We start from the raw sequence: 14,484 nt of genomic DNA, 5'->3' as shown, positions 1-14,484 counted from the left end.
ACACATGAAAAATAGAGTATTTAATACAGACCAAATTGGTCATCATAAAACCGCAAATAAAATAGTGATGGCTCCAATGACCCGTTCACGTACGGCTCAACCAGGCGATATTCCGACAAGTTTAATGGCAGAATATTATGCGCAACGAGCCAGTGCAGGTTTTATAGTATCAGAGGCGACGCAAATTTCTGCACAAGGAAAGGGCTACTCATTTACCCCCGGGATTTATACTGAAGAGCAAATCAATGGATGGCGCAAAGTAACGCAGGCTGTTCATCAGCAAAATGGTCTCATTTTTTCTCAGTTATGGCATGTTGGCAGAATGTCGCATAGTGTCTTTCATCCAGGCGGCTTGCCAGTTGCGCCAAGTGCTATTGCTCCAAATGCGCAAGTGTGGGTGGTTGATGAAAATGGCGAAGGCCAAATGCTTGATTGTCCTACACCACGTGAATTATCGACCAATGAAATTAAGGGCATTGTTGAAGACTATAAACAAGCTGCTTTAAATGCGATTGCAGCAGGGTTTGATGGCGTTGAGGTACATGCAGGCAATGGCTATTTAATTGATCAATTTCTAAGGCAAACATCAAACAAACGTACCGATGAATACGGCGGTAATATTGAAAATAGAGCAAAGTTCGCGCTGCAAATCATTACCGCAATTAGCCAAGCTATCGGCCCAGAAAAAACGGCTATTCGATTAGCTCCTTTTATTACACAAAGAGGCATGGATGATCCGCAAGCAATCGATGCCATTTTATATCTAGCTAAAAAGTTTGATGAACTTGGAATTGCTTATGTGCATTTAGCGGAAGCTGATTGGGATGATGCTCCCCTCGTAACAGATGAGTTTAGAGTTAAATTACGTGAAAGCTTTGGTGGCAAAATAGTGGTTGCAGGAAATTACACATTAGCAAAGGCCGATAAACTAATTGGTGAAGGCTTAGTTGACTATGTTGCATTTGGCAGAAAGTTTATTGCAAACCCTGATTTACCTTATCGTTTAGAGCACAATTTACCTTTGAATGAAATATCAGATCCTACTACTTTATTTGGTGGTGATGAGCGAGGTTACACAGACTACCCAGTATATCAGGGAAATAAATGATGAAATTTTTAAAGCCAATTTTAATTGCGTCGGTGTTTGTTCTAAGCTCCTTAGGTGTAGCTCAAGCTAAGGAGGCAACATCTGTATTTTGGCCTGATGATGCTCAACTTGTGATCTCAATTTCGATGCAGTTTGAGGCAACAGCGCAAGACCAATCAGATCCAGGCCCGTTTCCACCGCAAGAGCTGGGTTATCCAGACACTATTTCACCCTCTTGGTACCAGTACGGCATGAATGAAGGCATACCCAGGCTGCTAGATTTATGGGATAAGCATCAAATTAAAGTAACTTCTCATATGGTTGGCCGAGCTGTTGAATTAAATCCTGAATTAGCAAAAGAAGTCGTTCGGCGCGGGCATGAAGCATCAGGGCACGGACAAACATGGACCCCTCAATACTCTATGAGTGAAGAGCAAGAGCGACAGTCATACATAAAAAGTGCAAATATCATTGAAAAAGTCACAGGGCAACGGCCTGTGGGGTTTAACGCTTTTTGGATGAGGCACTCAAAAAACACACTCAAAATCCTTAAAGAATTAGGTTTTATTTATCATATAGACGATTTATCTCGTGATGAGCCATCGCTAACACCTGTCGGAAGTGACGACATTGTTGTTGTTCCATACACTTATAGAAACAACGATATAGTTCGGTACACTGGCAGCACAGCCATGACTGGTAAAGCGTATTTACAAGAGCTTAAGGACGAGTTTGATGTGCTCTACAAGGAAGGCAAACAACGCAGAAGAATGATGTCTATCAGTGCTCACGATAGATTAGCGGGCACTCCCGCTAGAGTGAAAGCGTTGGATGACTTTATAACCTATGCAAAGCAGCACAAGGGGGTTAAGTTTATGCGTAAAGATGACATAGCAAAATGGATTTTACGCCAAGACAATGTGCCAAAAAACTCACCTCGAACTTTTGAAGAGAATTTGTTATGAAATACACACTAACCTTTATTGCATTACTTTTATCTGGCTGTGCCTCACAGCAGCAAATGGGTGAATTTGAGGATGTAGTAATCGCAGATCATCACTGCCCAGGGGAAATAGATCGAAGCTATAACACCACGATTTATAGCTCAGACGAACCAGAAAAAATTGGCAAAACTGAAGTCACTACACATTGCACTCCAGTTAAAACAGAAACTGAATTTGAAAGAGACTTAAGGGAGCATCAGTAACTTCTTAAAACGCCTCAAAATACGTTTGCTAAGGCTGCAATTATGCTTACTAAATAGCATTAACGTATTAATTCGACAAGAGGAAAGTCGTTTGTTAATGTCAGTTAAGCAGTATTTAGGCTGCTTAACTGCTTTTTTCGAAAGCTGTAGGCGCTAATTAAGGACTATTTTTTAAGGAAAATGTTATGGAACGCTGGTGCTTTCAAGCGAGTAAAAAAACACTAAGCTCTTTATTTGTTGCTCTATCGTTAATGGCTTTGCCAGTGGCTGCTGAGCCTACAAAGCCACTCGAAACTCACCATGCTTTAATGAGCCAAGTTCTCAATGCAAACCAACAAGCTCCCCTTACAGGTTTTGCACTTCATGTGATTGTTGATGATGGACATGCTTTTTCAACGGCAAAGCAAAGTAAAGAAAATGCGCCGCAAGTTATTAACCCAAATAGTTTATTTAGAATTGCCAGTGTGACCAAAACTTTCACTGCGGCAACGGTGCTACGTTTGCACGAGGAAGGAAAACTAAGCCTTGATACAACGCTTGATAAGTTAATTTCTGACGACTTTTTTGCGCTTCTTGAAAGCGATGGTTATGCCCTTGATAAAATGACGCTTAAGCAAGTGCTGAGTCACACGGCAGGGTTATACGATCACGCCCAAAGCGATCAGTATTTAGCTGGCATAATGGCAAATCCGCAGCAAGATATTACGATGCGCGAGCAAATTAAAGGGTGTGTAGAGTGGGGCGACCCAGTTGGTAAACCTGGTGAGCGTTTTTCATATTCAGATACCGGTTATGTGTTACTCGGCCATATTATTGAAAGAGTGACAGATTTACCGCTACCTGAAGCGGTTCGCCAATACTTAAGTTTCGACAAAAATCATATTGAAAATGTGATCTGGGAACGGGGTGATTCGGTTGCTGTGGATGAATCTCGTCGCGTACATCAATACTTGCATGGCACCGATACTTTTAATTGGAGCCCAACTGTCGATTTATATGGTGGCGGTGGGCTTGTTGCCAGCCCAATCGGTATGGCTAAATTTTATCAGGCTTTATTTTCAGGTAAGGTCTTCAAACATCCAGAAACGCTCAAACTCATGCTCTCGGATAAAGGCTTACCAGCAGATAGCCCTTACCGTTTAGGTGTATTTGCAAAAGAATATAACGGCACCTTGGTTTATCAACATGGTGGCTTTTGGGGCACTTTGGTGATGTATGAGCCAACAACGCAGGTGGTGGTCGCAGGGGCTGTTACTCAGCAAAAAGATTACGATCATCTTGAAAAAGTCATGAGTGACTATTTAACCTTACAAGCAAAATAACCCTCTAAAAACGGCAAGATCTAAGCTGGCGCAAAGATGCGCCAGATTCTTTCTTTAGTTCAATTTAAACTAAGTCATCAAGAAAAATAACTTGCGCACTTTATATAACAAAAATATTATATAACCAAATTGTTATGGAGTGAGTCGTGAAAGTTCTCTTTTTATGTACAGAAAATTCAGCCCGATCAATTATGGCTGAAGCGTTGCTTAAACATCATGGTAAAGGTGAGTTTGAGGTGTTTAGTGCGGGCACAGAACCTTATGCGGTAGACCCTCGTACGCTTGCGGCGATTGAGCATTTTGGTCTAAAAACTGATGACTTACACTCAAAGCACTTAAACGATGTAACTAACCTACATTTTGATTACGTCATTACCTTATGTGATGACGCTGCAAAAGAATGCGCTAATCGCGTTGATGGTACACATTGTTTAGGCTGGGACTTTATTGATCCAAAAACGCGTCCTGAACCTCACGCCTTTGAAAAAACCTTGCAAGAGCTCAATGAGCGAATTAAACAGTTTGTGCAATCCCATAACAAAGAAAAACCAGCATCGATTTCGCCAACCACATTTTATAAAGCCCTTGCAGATGATATTCGTTTAAAAAGCTTATTGCTTATCGCCGTTGAGCAAGAGGTTTGCGTATGCGAGCTAATGACGGCACTTAACGAGCAGAGTCAGCCAAAGGTTTCAAGGCATTTAGCGCAGCTTAAAAAACAGGGCATTTTGTCGGATAGAAAACACCAGCAGTGGGTATTTTACTCTTTAAACCCGACTCTACCTATGTGGATGAAACAAACAATTACCTCGACCGTGGTAAACGAACCAAATTTCATAGAAAACGAGTTAGCAAGGCTAAATGCGATGGGTGATGATCGCCCAACTCGTGTTGCTCGTTGCTGCAATTAAGGACTGAAAATGGGTGTTTTTGAACGATATTTATCTGTATGGGTTGCTGCTGCTATCGCCATCGGTGTGACGCTTGGGGTGATGTTTCCGCCTTTATTTGAGCTAATAGCGAAAGCCGAAGTGGCCCATGTAAACATTGTTGTTGCACTGTTTATTTGGGTAATGATCTATCCAATGATGGTGCAAGTTGATTTTTCAACGATTAAAGAAGTCGGTAATAACCCTAAAGGGCTGATACTCACTTTAATCATTAACTGGCTAATCAAACCGTTTTCAATGGCCGCGTTAGGTTGGTTATTTTTTGAAGGGTTATTTGCTGATTTGGTTAGCCCTGAAACGGCGCAAGAATATATTGCTGGGATGATTTTGCTTGGTGTTGCACCTTGTACGGCAATGGTGTTTGTGTGGTCACAACTGACCAAAGGCGATGCAAATTACACCTTAGTGCAAGTGTCTGTGAACGACATCATTATGATTTTTGCCTTTGCACCTATTGCGGGGGTGTTGCTGGGTGTATCTGATATTCATGTGCCATGGCTTACATTGATGATTTCGGTTGTGTTGTATGTATTGCTGCCACTTATCGCCGGGGTATTAACACGAAAAGCGCTTAATAATTCAGCACAAAATGAAGCTGCAGTGCAGTCATTTTTAGAGAAAATTAAACCGTATTCAGTTGTTGGCTTATTGGCCACTGTGGTCTTACTGTTTGGGTTTCAGGCGAACACGATTTTAGCCCAACCGCTAAACATTGTACTGATTGCTATTCCGCTTGTTTTGCAAACCTACGGTATTTTTGCAATCACCTATTTCATTGCGTTAAAACTTAAGCTTAAGCATAACATTGCCGGGCCAGCATGTTTAATTGGTACCTCTAACTTTTTTGAGTTAGCGGTCGCAGTGGCTATTTCATTATTTGGTTTGCACTCGGGTGCAGCATTAGCAACGGTTGTTGGGGTGTTGGTCGAAGTACCTGTGATGCTGTCGTTGGTTGCAATCGTCAATAAAACAACACATTGGTTTAAAGAATAATTGGGGAATCATAATGCAATCACATCCATTTGATATTTTACAACTAGAAACTGGGGCATTTATTTTTACCCCTTGCCCTGGCACAAAAGACGTTGGTTTATCACAGTCTGTTGCTGATTTAAAAGCGGCAGATGCAAAAGCAATTATTACTCTGATGTACGATGAAGAGCTTGTTAAAAATGGCGCGCAGCAGCTTGCAATCGAATGTGAGCGAGCAGATCTCAGCTGGTTTCAATTACCTATTATCGATGATGACGCGCCAAGCGAAGCGTTTAGTTTAGCTTTCAACAAACACCTTAACGAGATTCTTGCCATCATAAAAAGCGGTGGTAGCGTGGCTGTGCACTGTAAAGGCGGCTCAGGCCGTACAGGCTTAGTTATTGGTTTATTAATGCATGAGCTTGGCTATGCTAAAAATGACATAGTTAATCAAGTGCAGGCTATTCGCCCTAAATCGTTGCATAACCCAGTACAACGTTCATTTTTCGACAATTTTCAAAAAGTAGGAGCTTAACAATGGCAATTAAAGTAGGCATTAATGGTTTTGGCCGTATGGGTCGTTTATCACTAAGAGCAGCGTTTGCATGGGACGACGTTGAGTTTGTGCAAATTAATGATCCTGCGGGTGATGCAGCTACATTGGCTCACTTACTAAAGTATGATTCGGTGCACGGTATTTGGCCTCATGAGGTTGAAAGTAAAGACAACAGTGTGATCATCGATGGCCACGAAATTAACGTTACGCAAAATAAAACGATTGCAGACACTGATTGGTCTGGTTGCGATATCGTTATTGAAGCCTCTGGTGTGATGAAAAAAACCGAGTTACTGCAAGCCTATCTTGATCAAGGTGTGAAGAAAGTTGTTGTCACCGCCCCTGTAAAAGAAGACGGTGTGCTGAATATTGTAATGGGTGTAAACGATGATTTATACGATGTAAATCAGCATGATATTGTTACAGCAGCATCGTGCACTACCAACTGTTTAGCGCCTGTGGTTAAAGTATTGCAAGAAAAAATTGGTATCAAACATGGTTCAATGACCACTATTCACGATATCACTAACACGCAAACTATCTTAGATGCGCCCCATAAAGACTTACGCCGTGCTCGCGCATGTGGCATGAGCTTAATTCCAACTACAACCGGCTCTGCAACAGCGATTACACATATTTTCCCTGAACTTAAAGGTAAATTAAACGGCCACGCGGTTCGTGTGCCGTTAGCCAATGCATCAATCACTGACTGTGTGTTTGAAGTGACAAAGCCAACCACTGCTGAGCAAATTAACCAATGGATGCAAGAAGCCGCAGAGGGCGAGCTAAAAGGCATTTTGGGCTATGAAGAAAAGCCACTTGTTTCTATCGATTATAAAACTGATCCACGCTCAAGCATTGTTGATGCGCTATCAACCATGGTTGTCAACGAGACACAAGTTAAGCTGTATGTTTGGTACGATAACGAATGGGGTTATGCAAACCGTACCGCCGAACTTGCCCGAAAAGTTGCGCGATCACTTCAAGGTTAAAAGCAATGACGCGTTTGGCTAATCTTCCCGCTGATATAAAGCAGTACTTAATTGTCACTGGGAATTACTGGGCATTTACGCTTACAGATGGCGCATTGAGAATGTTGGTGGTACTGCATTTTCATGCGCTTGGCTACTCGCCTTTGAGTATTGCCATGCTGTTTTTGTTTTATGAGATTTTTGGTGTTGTCACTAACTTAGTGGGCGGCTATTTAGGCGCAAGGCTTGGTTTAAACAAAACCATGAATATTGGCCTTGCCATACAGGTTGCAGCCTTGTTCATGTTGGCAGTCCCCCCTGAATGGCTAAGTGTTGCCTATGTGATGCTGGCGCAGGCTCTGTCTGGGATTGCAAAAGATCTCAATAAAATGAGTGCTAAAAGCTCAATTAAAATGCTGGTTGCCAGTGGCCAAGAAGGCACCTTGTTTAAATGGGTAGCGATACTAACAGGCTCTAAAAACGCATTAAAAGGTGTGGGCTTCTTTTTAGGTGGTTTACTTCTCACATTAATGTCGTTTAAAGGCGCAATGCTAACCATGGCTGCCACTTTGCTGGTGGTGTGGTGTTTTAGTATTTATGCACTTAAAAATGATTTAGGCAAAGCTAAAAACAAACCTAAGTTTAACGAGATATTTTCAAAAAGTAGTTCAATCAATATCTTGTCAGCCGCGAGGTTGTTTTTGTTTGGTGCGCGTGATGTTTGGTTTGTAGTTGCACTTCCGGTGTTTTTATCGCAAGCCTTTGATTGGGACCACTGGACCGTGGGGGCCTTCTTAGCTAGTTGGGTCATTGGCTATGGGGCTGTGCAATCTTTTGCTCCTAAAATCATTAAGCTTAATAAGCAAACATCACCAAGTGCAGAGACAGTTAAGTGGGCATCATTGCTTGCTTTAGTCACCTTAGCCATTGCTCTTGCCATTGGTTTTGACTGGGCAGTAAAACCAATGTTGATAGGCGGACTGATGTTGTTCGGCGTAGTCTTCGCGATTAACTCATCATTGCACAGCTACTTAATTGTTAGCATGGCTGATGCCGATGGCGTATCACTTGATGTCGGGTTTTACTATATGGCCAATGCCATGGGACGCTTAATTGGTACTATGTTGTCGGGCTTAGTGTTTCAGCTTTATGGCTTAGCAGCCTGTTTGGCTATATCGCTGTTATTTATTGTTATTACCGCCGTTATTTCGACTAAATTACCAAAACAAATTTAGTTAAATCTAAACACGCCCTACAAAGGTAAGCATGCTTTATTGCTTACCTTTGTTCATGCATAGCATCAGAAATAATAAAATCATACCAATTCGCTTAATTTAGTAGTCTATTTTGAGGCAAAGAAACCTCGTTGATAGCAAGGCAAAAATTTCGTTATTTAGTTGTTCTAACTCAGAAATTTTTAACGCAGGTAGCGACAGGTTTAATCCCTCAAAATGATTAAGTCTTATTGCGGATTGGTATCAGTCACCTTCAGGCTTGAAAAGCTCTTCGAGCATTGGCTGTGGGTTGTTTAAAAATGCCTTTGTAATTTGGTAATGCTCAGTATCCTCATAATTTATTTGTTCAATACCTTGTGCTCCCACTTGGTAGATCCTCGCACCCGGGTATGCCATTAAAATCGGTGAGTGTGTGGCAATAATGAACTGAGAGTTCTGTTCAATTAGTTGAAACATGCGACTTAAAACAGCCAACTGCCTAGCAGGAGAAAGTGCAGCCTCAGGCTCATCTAAAATATAAAGCCCATTGCCGATGAAGCGGTTTACCATAAGCGCTAAAAACGATTCGCCATGTGATTGATGATGAAGGGATGTACCACCATAGGCATCTATCAGCTTAGATCCTCCAGAAAATCCCGAATCCAAGTCATCAATATTTGATGCAACGTTATAGAAGCTTTCAGCTCGCAAGAAAAAACCATCTTTGTATCTCTTAAACGATTTTGAGAGTAGCAAGTACTTATGAAGCTCTGAATGCGATTGCTGAGTTTGAAAGTTAAAGTTTTTAGAACCACCTTCGGCGTTAAAACCTAAGGCGATAGCAATTGCTTCTAAAAGAGTCGATTTCCCAGAACCATTTTCACCTACAAATATTGTGACATGTTTTGAAAAGTCTATTTCAAAGAGCTGATTAACCGCAGGAATAGAGAATGGATATGTATCAAAAGAGAAAACGTGCTCTCGTTTGAATGTCATCTTTTGAAGATACGGTAATGCGTCCATACACAATATTCCTAATAAAGACGAACTAGACCCTTAGTAGGCTCTGGTAACTTTCTAACTTTAAGTTTTTCACCTGTTCAAAGCAAGCGAAGCGAAACCGCAGTTAAGCAGTGAAAATGGCTGTAATGAGCCTAAAGTTCATAATTCAGGCTCAAGATAGTAATTTAAATTTCTGTGACTTCAGGTAGCTTATATGTTCTGTCTAAAATACTTTCGCCAGGCCTGTAAACTCGCATGAGAAAGTTCCAGCCTTGAGTAATATCAGCTCTATTAGCTTGATCGCCACAAGCTTGTTCTGAGCCGAAAAATGCGGTGAATGTTCCATTTTCGTTTAGGGTAACATTACGATCATTAATTATGTTGTTCGTTGATTTCATGAAGCCATCATCACCATAAACAGTAATAGACCAAAACGCATCATTATCAGGTACTTCGTATGTTGCAGAATAGCACTTACTTGGATCGGCAGGGCCTGTATAGTTTATATAAACAGCGTCTTTTTCAGGAAATAGACCCCAAGCACCAGCCACTGCTAAGTGGCGGCTTTGTTCGTTAACTTCTCCTTTTTTGCCCATCCAATCAGCTTCGTATTGTGCGAATTTTTGAAACTCTTTTTCATAATCGGCGCGAAGTTTAAGCATTGATGGCTTATCCCAGTCAGGCTTTGGAAAAGTGTCATTACTATTTGTAGAAATGATAATTTTCTTTTGTAATTCATTTACAAGAGCAACATCAGCAGAGTCATCTGGAGCAAGAAGCTGGATCCTTTGAATAACTGCCTGATACTTTGTTGTGTTAGGTAAAGCATGAGTTCCTGATTCATAAAATACCGCTGTTGCGTAGTGATCATTATCAACAACATAGACCGAGAAATATCGATCATCAGGAAACTCAGGAATTGTTACAGTAGCACCTCCTTCAGTATCTACTACAGCGCCTGCATACAGAGTATCTTTATTCATTCTCACTACACTTTGCTGATCCAGTGGCGTTGGTTCAGTGATGTAAAAGAACTCATTGATTTTACCGCCTGCTCTTAGTTGAAAGTCGAAAAATGAAAAGTCATCTTCAGCTCTTATGTAGTTTTCTGGAGTGACTAATTTTTGCGTGCTTTTAATAGTAGAACTCGCAGTTTTTATATCTTCAGAATTTGTTGTTTCTGTTTTATTATCGCCACAGCCAGCAAGGGTAAGACCGGCAATTATAAAAATCGATGTATTGAGCATGAGGCGCATTCGATGATCTCCATATTTTGCATAAACTTAAGTAAAGGGATTATTTTTCGAACAAAAAATAATCTAGCAAGTTAATAACTTTAACTCAATGTTTGGGTACAAAGTTGTTAGTTTGTTTGATCGCCATCATGATTTTAGGCTGTCATATTTAGAAGTTTAGCTTCGCTTTTATTATTGTTTTCTTGTAACTTACTTAGCAACAAGAGTGATAAGTAGGTTGTTATGTCTGGGTATGCTTTTATTAAACAACGGAAAAAGCCACTTTTAACTGTGGCTATGGTATTAGTATGCGTAATATTTATTAACAGTTACGTCTCTCAAAAAACTGCTCCATTAGCTACCAGTTCAGAACTATCGAATAATAAAAGAGCTACGCAGCAAGTTGACGCACAAGTGAGCATGCCCGCTACCAAGCTTGAAACGAGTTTGTTAGCAGATAAATTAGTTGAGCAAGGGAATGAGGTAAATAATAGTCGCGAGCTTATTATCAAAAACCCACCAAACTGGCGTTTTGATGGCGTGTTTCTAGACCATTTTACAGAGCTAAAGCAACGTGCTCAGCAAGGTGATGTGGAGGCTAACTACCTCATCGCGCAAAACCTTAAGTATTGTTTTAATGCGCCTTTAGATGAACAGGTCCTGGAAGTAAAGTTGGCTGAAATCTATGAGTTTAGTGATGCTGGCGAGATACAAAGCCGTGTTTTAGATAAATATGAGCATTGCCAAGGATTAGATTTAGCAACGCGGCGTTCTTTTTACAGTTATTTGGCAGAGGCTGCAGAAAATGGCTCCGCTTATGCGCAGCAAACGTTTGCTGGGCTAACGCCCGAATTTTACATGAAGTCGCAATTTCCTGAGAAGTTGTCACGTGCAGAGTTCATCAAAAATCGTGATAGTTTTAAAGAGCGTAAAACCGTATTTTTAGAGCAAGCAGCGAAGCAGGGTAGTGAACAAGCGCTGATGAGTTTAGCGAGCATGTATTACAGCGAACAAGTTGGTGAGCATAGTGCAGCAAAAGCCTACGCTATAAATCGACTCATTATGGAAATCACGCAAAATAACGATGTGTATAATCGTTATGCGTGGTTTGAGCAAAGGCAATACCCGACACTTTCAGATGAAGAGCTGAGTATTGCGAACAATTTATTTGAACAATGGCTTTTGCAAATAAATAAAAATGGTACGTTATATCTAAAGCACTGAGTACCCAAAGAATTAATAACCCAAAGCAAGGATGGCAATGATGTTTGAACCAAACTATACAAGTTACACTCTTGAAGAGTTGTTAGATTGCAAAGCGAATATAGACGCACAAGCATGGCCCGAACGTCTAAAAAAAATCGAAAATGCGTTGAGTGTTTATGCTAGTCAATCTACTGAGCACGAAAAACAGTACAAACAAGCGGTGTTTGATGCTTATTGCGAGACGTTACGCCACGATCTAACCATCAGTATCGACGATAATATTCTATGGTTTTTAAGACCGTTTTCTAAGCAAGCTAAAGATATTACTCCCAGTACCTTTGCTGGCGAAGTTTGCCCGCTTTGCAAAGCAAAGCTTAACGCAACCTCATGGGCCGCAGGTTGGCAGTTGAGCTGCGAACATTGTGAAGTAACAGGGATTATTGTTGAAAAGTTTGGCTATTAATCGTCTTTTAAATCAACGGCCACAATATCCGCTTCTTTGCCCAGATACATAGAAGCGATAATACTGCCATCGGGCATCATCGCAATTGAGCGGTCATCTTTGACTGAGCGTGGTGGCAAACTATGTAAAATGCGGTCTTCACCTTGCCAGCTAAATTGGCGAATTTCATCTGCACTGTCTGTCCGCGATAAATATATCACCCCTTGCTCAGTTAGCTGCCAATTGCCCCAGTCTTTGGGTTGTAAATCTGCGATAAGCGGTTGTTTAGCTGTGTCATCAAGCAACCAAATTCCATTACTGTCGGCTTTAACATAAAAAATACGACCATCTTTATATTGCTGAGCAAAAATACCGCCATCTAAGGTTAATTGCTCGGTGATCCCTGACTGAAGATTTTGCTGCCATATTTGCCAGTTACCATTTAAATTTGCACTGTAAAGAAGTGATTGATCGTCTTGGCTCCAACTAAAGTTTTTGGTGGCGTAATCTAGAAATTTTAATTGGGTAAGTTTGCCATCGGCAACATTACCTAAATAAAGTTGGTATGGATTATCTTTCTTATCCTGCATGGGGATCACAAATCTATCGCCTTTATGAGAAATAGCATGAATATAAGGACTGCCATCTAGGCGGGTAAATTTATGAGCGAATTTCTCATTCAGTGTTGCAGACCAAAGTTGGAAGAATCCACCTTTGTTGCTAAAGAATATGATTTTTTCTTGGCTTTTCGAATAAGCCGGATAAAGATCACGGCCATATGAAAATGGCATAGCAGCGATATTTCCGCTTGGCATTATTTGATAGAGCTGTTCCATTGAAGTATAGCGGGGGTAGACTAATTGCGGTTGCTCACCTAAACGTACTGCGATCCGGCCTGGAATATTTTCATATGAAACAGGCGTAACAGTGCCATCACTTAATGTGATACGTAATATGGCAAGTTCTGATTGCCAAATCGTCACAAAATAAAGGTAGGTATCATTAGGGCTCCATGCCAGTGAAAATATCTCTCGCTCTTCTTTCAATAACGGCCGAGTTTTACCATTTTTATCGCGCAGATAAATGTTGCCAAGAGGGTCTTGTCGGCTGGCGTATGCAATCGCGCTACTCGTATTTGCCCAAGCAAAAGGGAAATCATGAAATTTCCCTTGAGCAATTGATATTTCACTATCAAGACCCGTGTCCATATCGACACTATGAAGGTTTACGCCACCTTTATCATTTTGTCTTGCATAGGCTAATTGATTACCAATCCGAGACCAACTTAACGTTGTGGTCAGGTTACCCGCATAGCATGGACTCAGTTGCTGCCGCGTTTCAGTATTTAAATGTTTGATGATGATTTTACAGTGCTCATCATTACTAACCATATAAGCGACGGCTTCACCATCGGGCGACCAAGTGGGTGACACAGCATGCTCATCTAGCTCAGAAACTGCAATGGGAACAGAGCTTTTCTTTGTTAAATCAATATAGTAAATACCTGGGACATTGACGCCATTATCCCATTGGAAGGCCATTTTTTTTCCATCAGTCGTAAATGCAGGGTTCTCTTCGGCACCTTTAAAATATGACAGATTAGTGGGGCGTTGAGTCACTGAACTTGAGCCCTCTTCAGCCATTAAGTGTGCTAATTGAAAATATAAAATGGGCAAAATGAATATTGCCAACATGATAAAAATGGTGTGTTTAAGTGACCAATGAGCGGTTTTTACATTTTTTACTGGCTCAGAGAATAAATCTTCATCAAGACGGTAGCCTGTTTTTGCTACTGTAAGAATGACATCTTGTTCAGCCCCTGTTTGTGAAAATGCTTTCCTTAGCTGCCATATCGCTTGATTGAGTGCTTTTTCGCCGACTTCTGGTTGGCTATGCCAAATACTCTCTATGAATTCTTCTCGTGCGACGGTTTTTGTTTTAGCAGAGATAAGGAGTAAAAGTACATTCATGACTTTAGCAGGTACTTTTGCTTCACCCTTTTTACCTCTAATTAAAAGCTGATCTGGCACGACAGTCCATTCATTCAAAGAGACGTTTTTTAATTTTGATTTATTAATCAATGACAAAGTGAACTCGACTACTTATTTAACATTCGAAGGCAAAATAAAGTTAAAAAAATGCGCCTTCAGTTTCAGCAATGTGAACAAATATAACATTTAAAAAATATTATAGTAATAAAGTTGAGATAAACGGCGGTCATCTAATTTGTTGAAAAATAATAATAAATAAAAAAAGATAAAAATTTGAGGTTCTTAAGATGGTGTTTGCGTGTTTCGGCTTTTATAACAAGCCGGTGTTA

The 14,484-nt window shown here is 40.8% G+C and carries 14 protein-coding genes; 11 read left to right on the top strand and 3 right to left on the bottom strand.

Features of this window, described 5'->3' with window-relative positions:
• Window positions 1–4 precede the first annotated feature (4 nt).
• The 9 genes from PASHI_RS12690 to arsJ all read left to right on the top strand — a co-directional run bounded on the left by PASHI_RS12690 (window position 5) and on the right by arsJ (window position 8,300).
• Window positions 5–1,108 carry an alkene reductase gene (locus PASHI_RS12690; protein ID WP_062565885.1) on the top strand — a complete coding sequence of 368 codons (1,104 nt, stop codon included), beginning with the start codon at window positions 5–7 and terminating at the stop codon, window positions 1,106–1,108.
• Window positions 1,105–2,052 (top strand): polysaccharide deacetylase family protein, encoded by a 948-nt coding sequence (locus PASHI_RS12685; RefSeq protein WP_240701543.1) that lies wholly within the window; start codon window positions 1,105–1,107, stop codon window positions 2,050–2,052. The genes PASHI_RS12690 and PASHI_RS12685 overlap by 4 nt, the downstream gene beginning before the upstream one ends.
• Window positions 2,049–2,294 (top strand): hypothetical protein, encoded by a 246-nt coding sequence (locus PASHI_RS12680; protein ID WP_058584498.1) that lies wholly within the window; start codon window positions 2,049–2,051, stop codon window positions 2,292–2,294. The genes PASHI_RS12685 and PASHI_RS12680 overlap by 4 nt, the downstream gene beginning before the upstream one ends.
• A gap of 185 nt (window positions 2,295–2,479) precedes the next feature.
• The gene (locus PASHI_RS12675; protein WP_062565884.1) at window positions 2,480–3,616 is read left to right on the top strand and encodes a serine hydrolase domain-containing protein; all 1,137 of its coding nucleotides are present in this window, start codon (window positions 2,480–2,482) and stop codon (window positions 3,614–3,616) included.
• A 146-nt stretch (window positions 3,617–3,762) separates the two neighbouring features.
• Window positions 3,763–4,527, top strand: a complete 765-nt coding sequence (locus tag PASHI_RS12670; RefSeq protein WP_062565883.1) for a metalloregulator ArsR/SmtB family transcription factor — start codon at window positions 3,763–3,765, stop codon at window positions 4,525–4,527.
• Window positions 4,528–4,536: 9 nt separating this feature from the next.
• Complete coding sequence (arsB, locus tag PASHI_RS12665; protein ID WP_062565882.1) at window positions 4,537–5,559, top strand: ACR3 family arsenite efflux transporter; 1,023 nt, start codon at window positions 4,537–4,539, stop codon at window positions 5,557–5,559.
• A gap of 13 nt (window positions 5,560–5,572) precedes the next feature.
• A complete protein-coding gene (locus PASHI_RS12660; RefSeq protein WP_062565881.1) occupies window positions 5,573–6,073 on the top strand; it encodes a phosphatase domain-containing putative toxin in 501 nt (166 codons plus the stop codon).
• A gap of 2 nt (window positions 6,074–6,075) precedes the next feature.
• A complete protein-coding gene (locus PASHI_RS12655) occupies window positions 6,076–7,086 on the top strand; it encodes an ArsJ-associated glyceraldehyde-3-phosphate dehydrogenase (RefSeq protein ID WP_062565880.1) in 1,011 nt (336 codons plus the stop codon).
• Between the two features lie 5 nt (window positions 7,087–7,091).
• Window positions 7,092–8,300 (top strand): organoarsenical effux MFS transporter ArsJ, encoded by a 1,209-nt coding sequence (gene arsJ, locus PASHI_RS12650; protein ID WP_062565879.1) that lies wholly within the window; start codon window positions 7,092–7,094, stop codon window positions 8,298–8,300.
• A 243-nt stretch (window positions 8,301–8,543) separates the two neighbouring features.
• Here arsJ and PASHI_RS12645 read toward each other — a convergent pair whose 3' ends face one another.
• Together PASHI_RS12645 and PASHI_RS12640 are read right to left on the bottom strand one after the other, a co-directional pair.
• Window positions 8,544–9,302: an AAA family ATPase gene (locus tag PASHI_RS12645; protein WP_062565878.1), complete on the bottom strand. Its 759-nt coding sequence runs from the start codon at window positions 9,300–9,302 to the stop codon at window positions 8,544–8,546.
• A 164-nt stretch (window positions 9,303–9,466) separates the two neighbouring features.
• Window positions 9,467–10,537 carry a DUF1214 domain-containing protein gene (locus tag PASHI_RS12640; RefSeq protein ID WP_205990977.1) on the bottom strand — a complete coding sequence of 357 codons (1,071 nt, stop codon included), beginning with the start codon at window positions 10,535–10,537 and terminating at the stop codon, window positions 9,467–9,469.
• A 222-nt stretch (window positions 10,538–10,759) separates the two neighbouring features.
• Between PASHI_RS12640 and PASHI_RS12635 the strand changes: the two genes are divergently transcribed.
• Together PASHI_RS12635 and PASHI_RS12630 are read left to right on the top strand one after the other, a co-directional pair.
• Window positions 10,760–11,740, top strand: a complete 981-nt coding sequence (locus PASHI_RS12635; protein WP_062565877.1) for a hypothetical protein — start codon at window positions 10,760–10,762, stop codon at window positions 11,738–11,740.
• A gap of 37 nt (window positions 11,741–11,777) precedes the next feature.
• Complete coding sequence (locus tag PASHI_RS12630; protein WP_130167753.1) at window positions 11,778–12,185, top strand: hypothetical protein; 408 nt, start codon at window positions 11,778–11,780, stop codon at window positions 12,183–12,185.
• Here the strand turns inward: PASHI_RS12630 and PASHI_RS12625 are convergent.
• A complete protein-coding gene (locus tag PASHI_RS12625; RefSeq protein WP_062565875.1) occupies window positions 12,182–14,194 on the bottom strand; it encodes a winged helix-turn-helix domain-containing protein in 2,013 nt (670 codons plus the stop codon). The genes PASHI_RS12630 and PASHI_RS12625 overlap by 4 nt on opposite strands.
• Window positions 14,195–14,484: the final 290 nt, after the last annotated feature.

It is taken from the genome of Pseudoalteromonas shioyasakiensis, from assembly GCF_001550135.1.
GTDB classification, from domain to species: domain Bacteria; phylum Pseudomonadota; class Gammaproteobacteria; order Enterobacterales; family Alteromonadaceae; genus Pseudoalteromonas; species Pseudoalteromonas shioyasakiensis.
Note: the sequence above shows the minus strand (reverse complement) of the source record. Positions and strands in the feature narration are given on the sequence as shown.

Excerpts from the sequence above, each read along its gene's own strand:
- PASHI_RS12690 (WP_062565885.1), top strand. The coding sequence starts at position 5 with ATGAAAAATAGAGTATTTAATACAGACCAAATTGGTCATCATAAAACC.
- PASHI_RS12685 (WP_240701543.1), top strand. The coding sequence starts at position 1,105 with ATGATGAAATTTTTAAAGCCAATTTTAATTGCGTCGGTGTTTGTTCTA.
- PASHI_RS12680 (WP_058584498.1), top strand. The coding sequence starts at position 2,049 with ATGAAATACACACTAACCTTTATTGCATTACTTTTATCTGGCTGTGCC.
- PASHI_RS12675 (WP_062565884.1), top strand. The coding sequence starts at position 2,480 with ATGGAACGCTGGTGCTTTCAAGCGAGTAAAAAAACACTAAGCTCTTTA.
- arsB (WP_062565882.1), top strand. The coding sequence starts at position 4,537 with ATGGGTGTTTTTGAACGATATTTATCTGTATGGGTTGCTGCTGCTATC.
- PASHI_RS12660 (WP_062565881.1), top strand. The coding sequence starts at position 5,573 with ATGCAATCACATCCATTTGATATTTTACAACTAGAAACTGGGGCATTT.
- PASHI_RS12655 (WP_062565880.1), top strand. The coding sequence starts at position 6,076 with ATGGCAATTAAAGTAGGCATTAATGGTTTTGGCCGTATGGGTCGTTTA.
- arsJ (WP_062565879.1), top strand. The coding sequence starts at position 7,092 with ATGACGCGTTTGGCTAATCTTCCCGCTGATATAAAGCAGTACTTAATT.
- PASHI_RS12645 (WP_062565878.1), bottom strand. The coding sequence starts at position 9,302 with ATGGACGCATTACCGTATCTTCAAAAGATGACATTCAAACGAGAGCAC.
- PASHI_RS12640 (WP_205990977.1), bottom strand. The coding sequence starts at position 10,537 with ATGCGCCTCATGCTCAATACATCGATTTTTATAATTGCCGGTCTTACC.
- PASHI_RS12635 (WP_062565877.1), top strand. The coding sequence starts at position 10,760 with ATGTCTGGGTATGCTTTTATTAAACAACGGAAAAAGCCACTTTTAACT.
- PASHI_RS12630 (WP_130167753.1), top strand. The coding sequence starts at position 11,778 with ATGATGTTTGAACCAAACTATACAAGTTACACTCTTGAAGAGTTGTTA.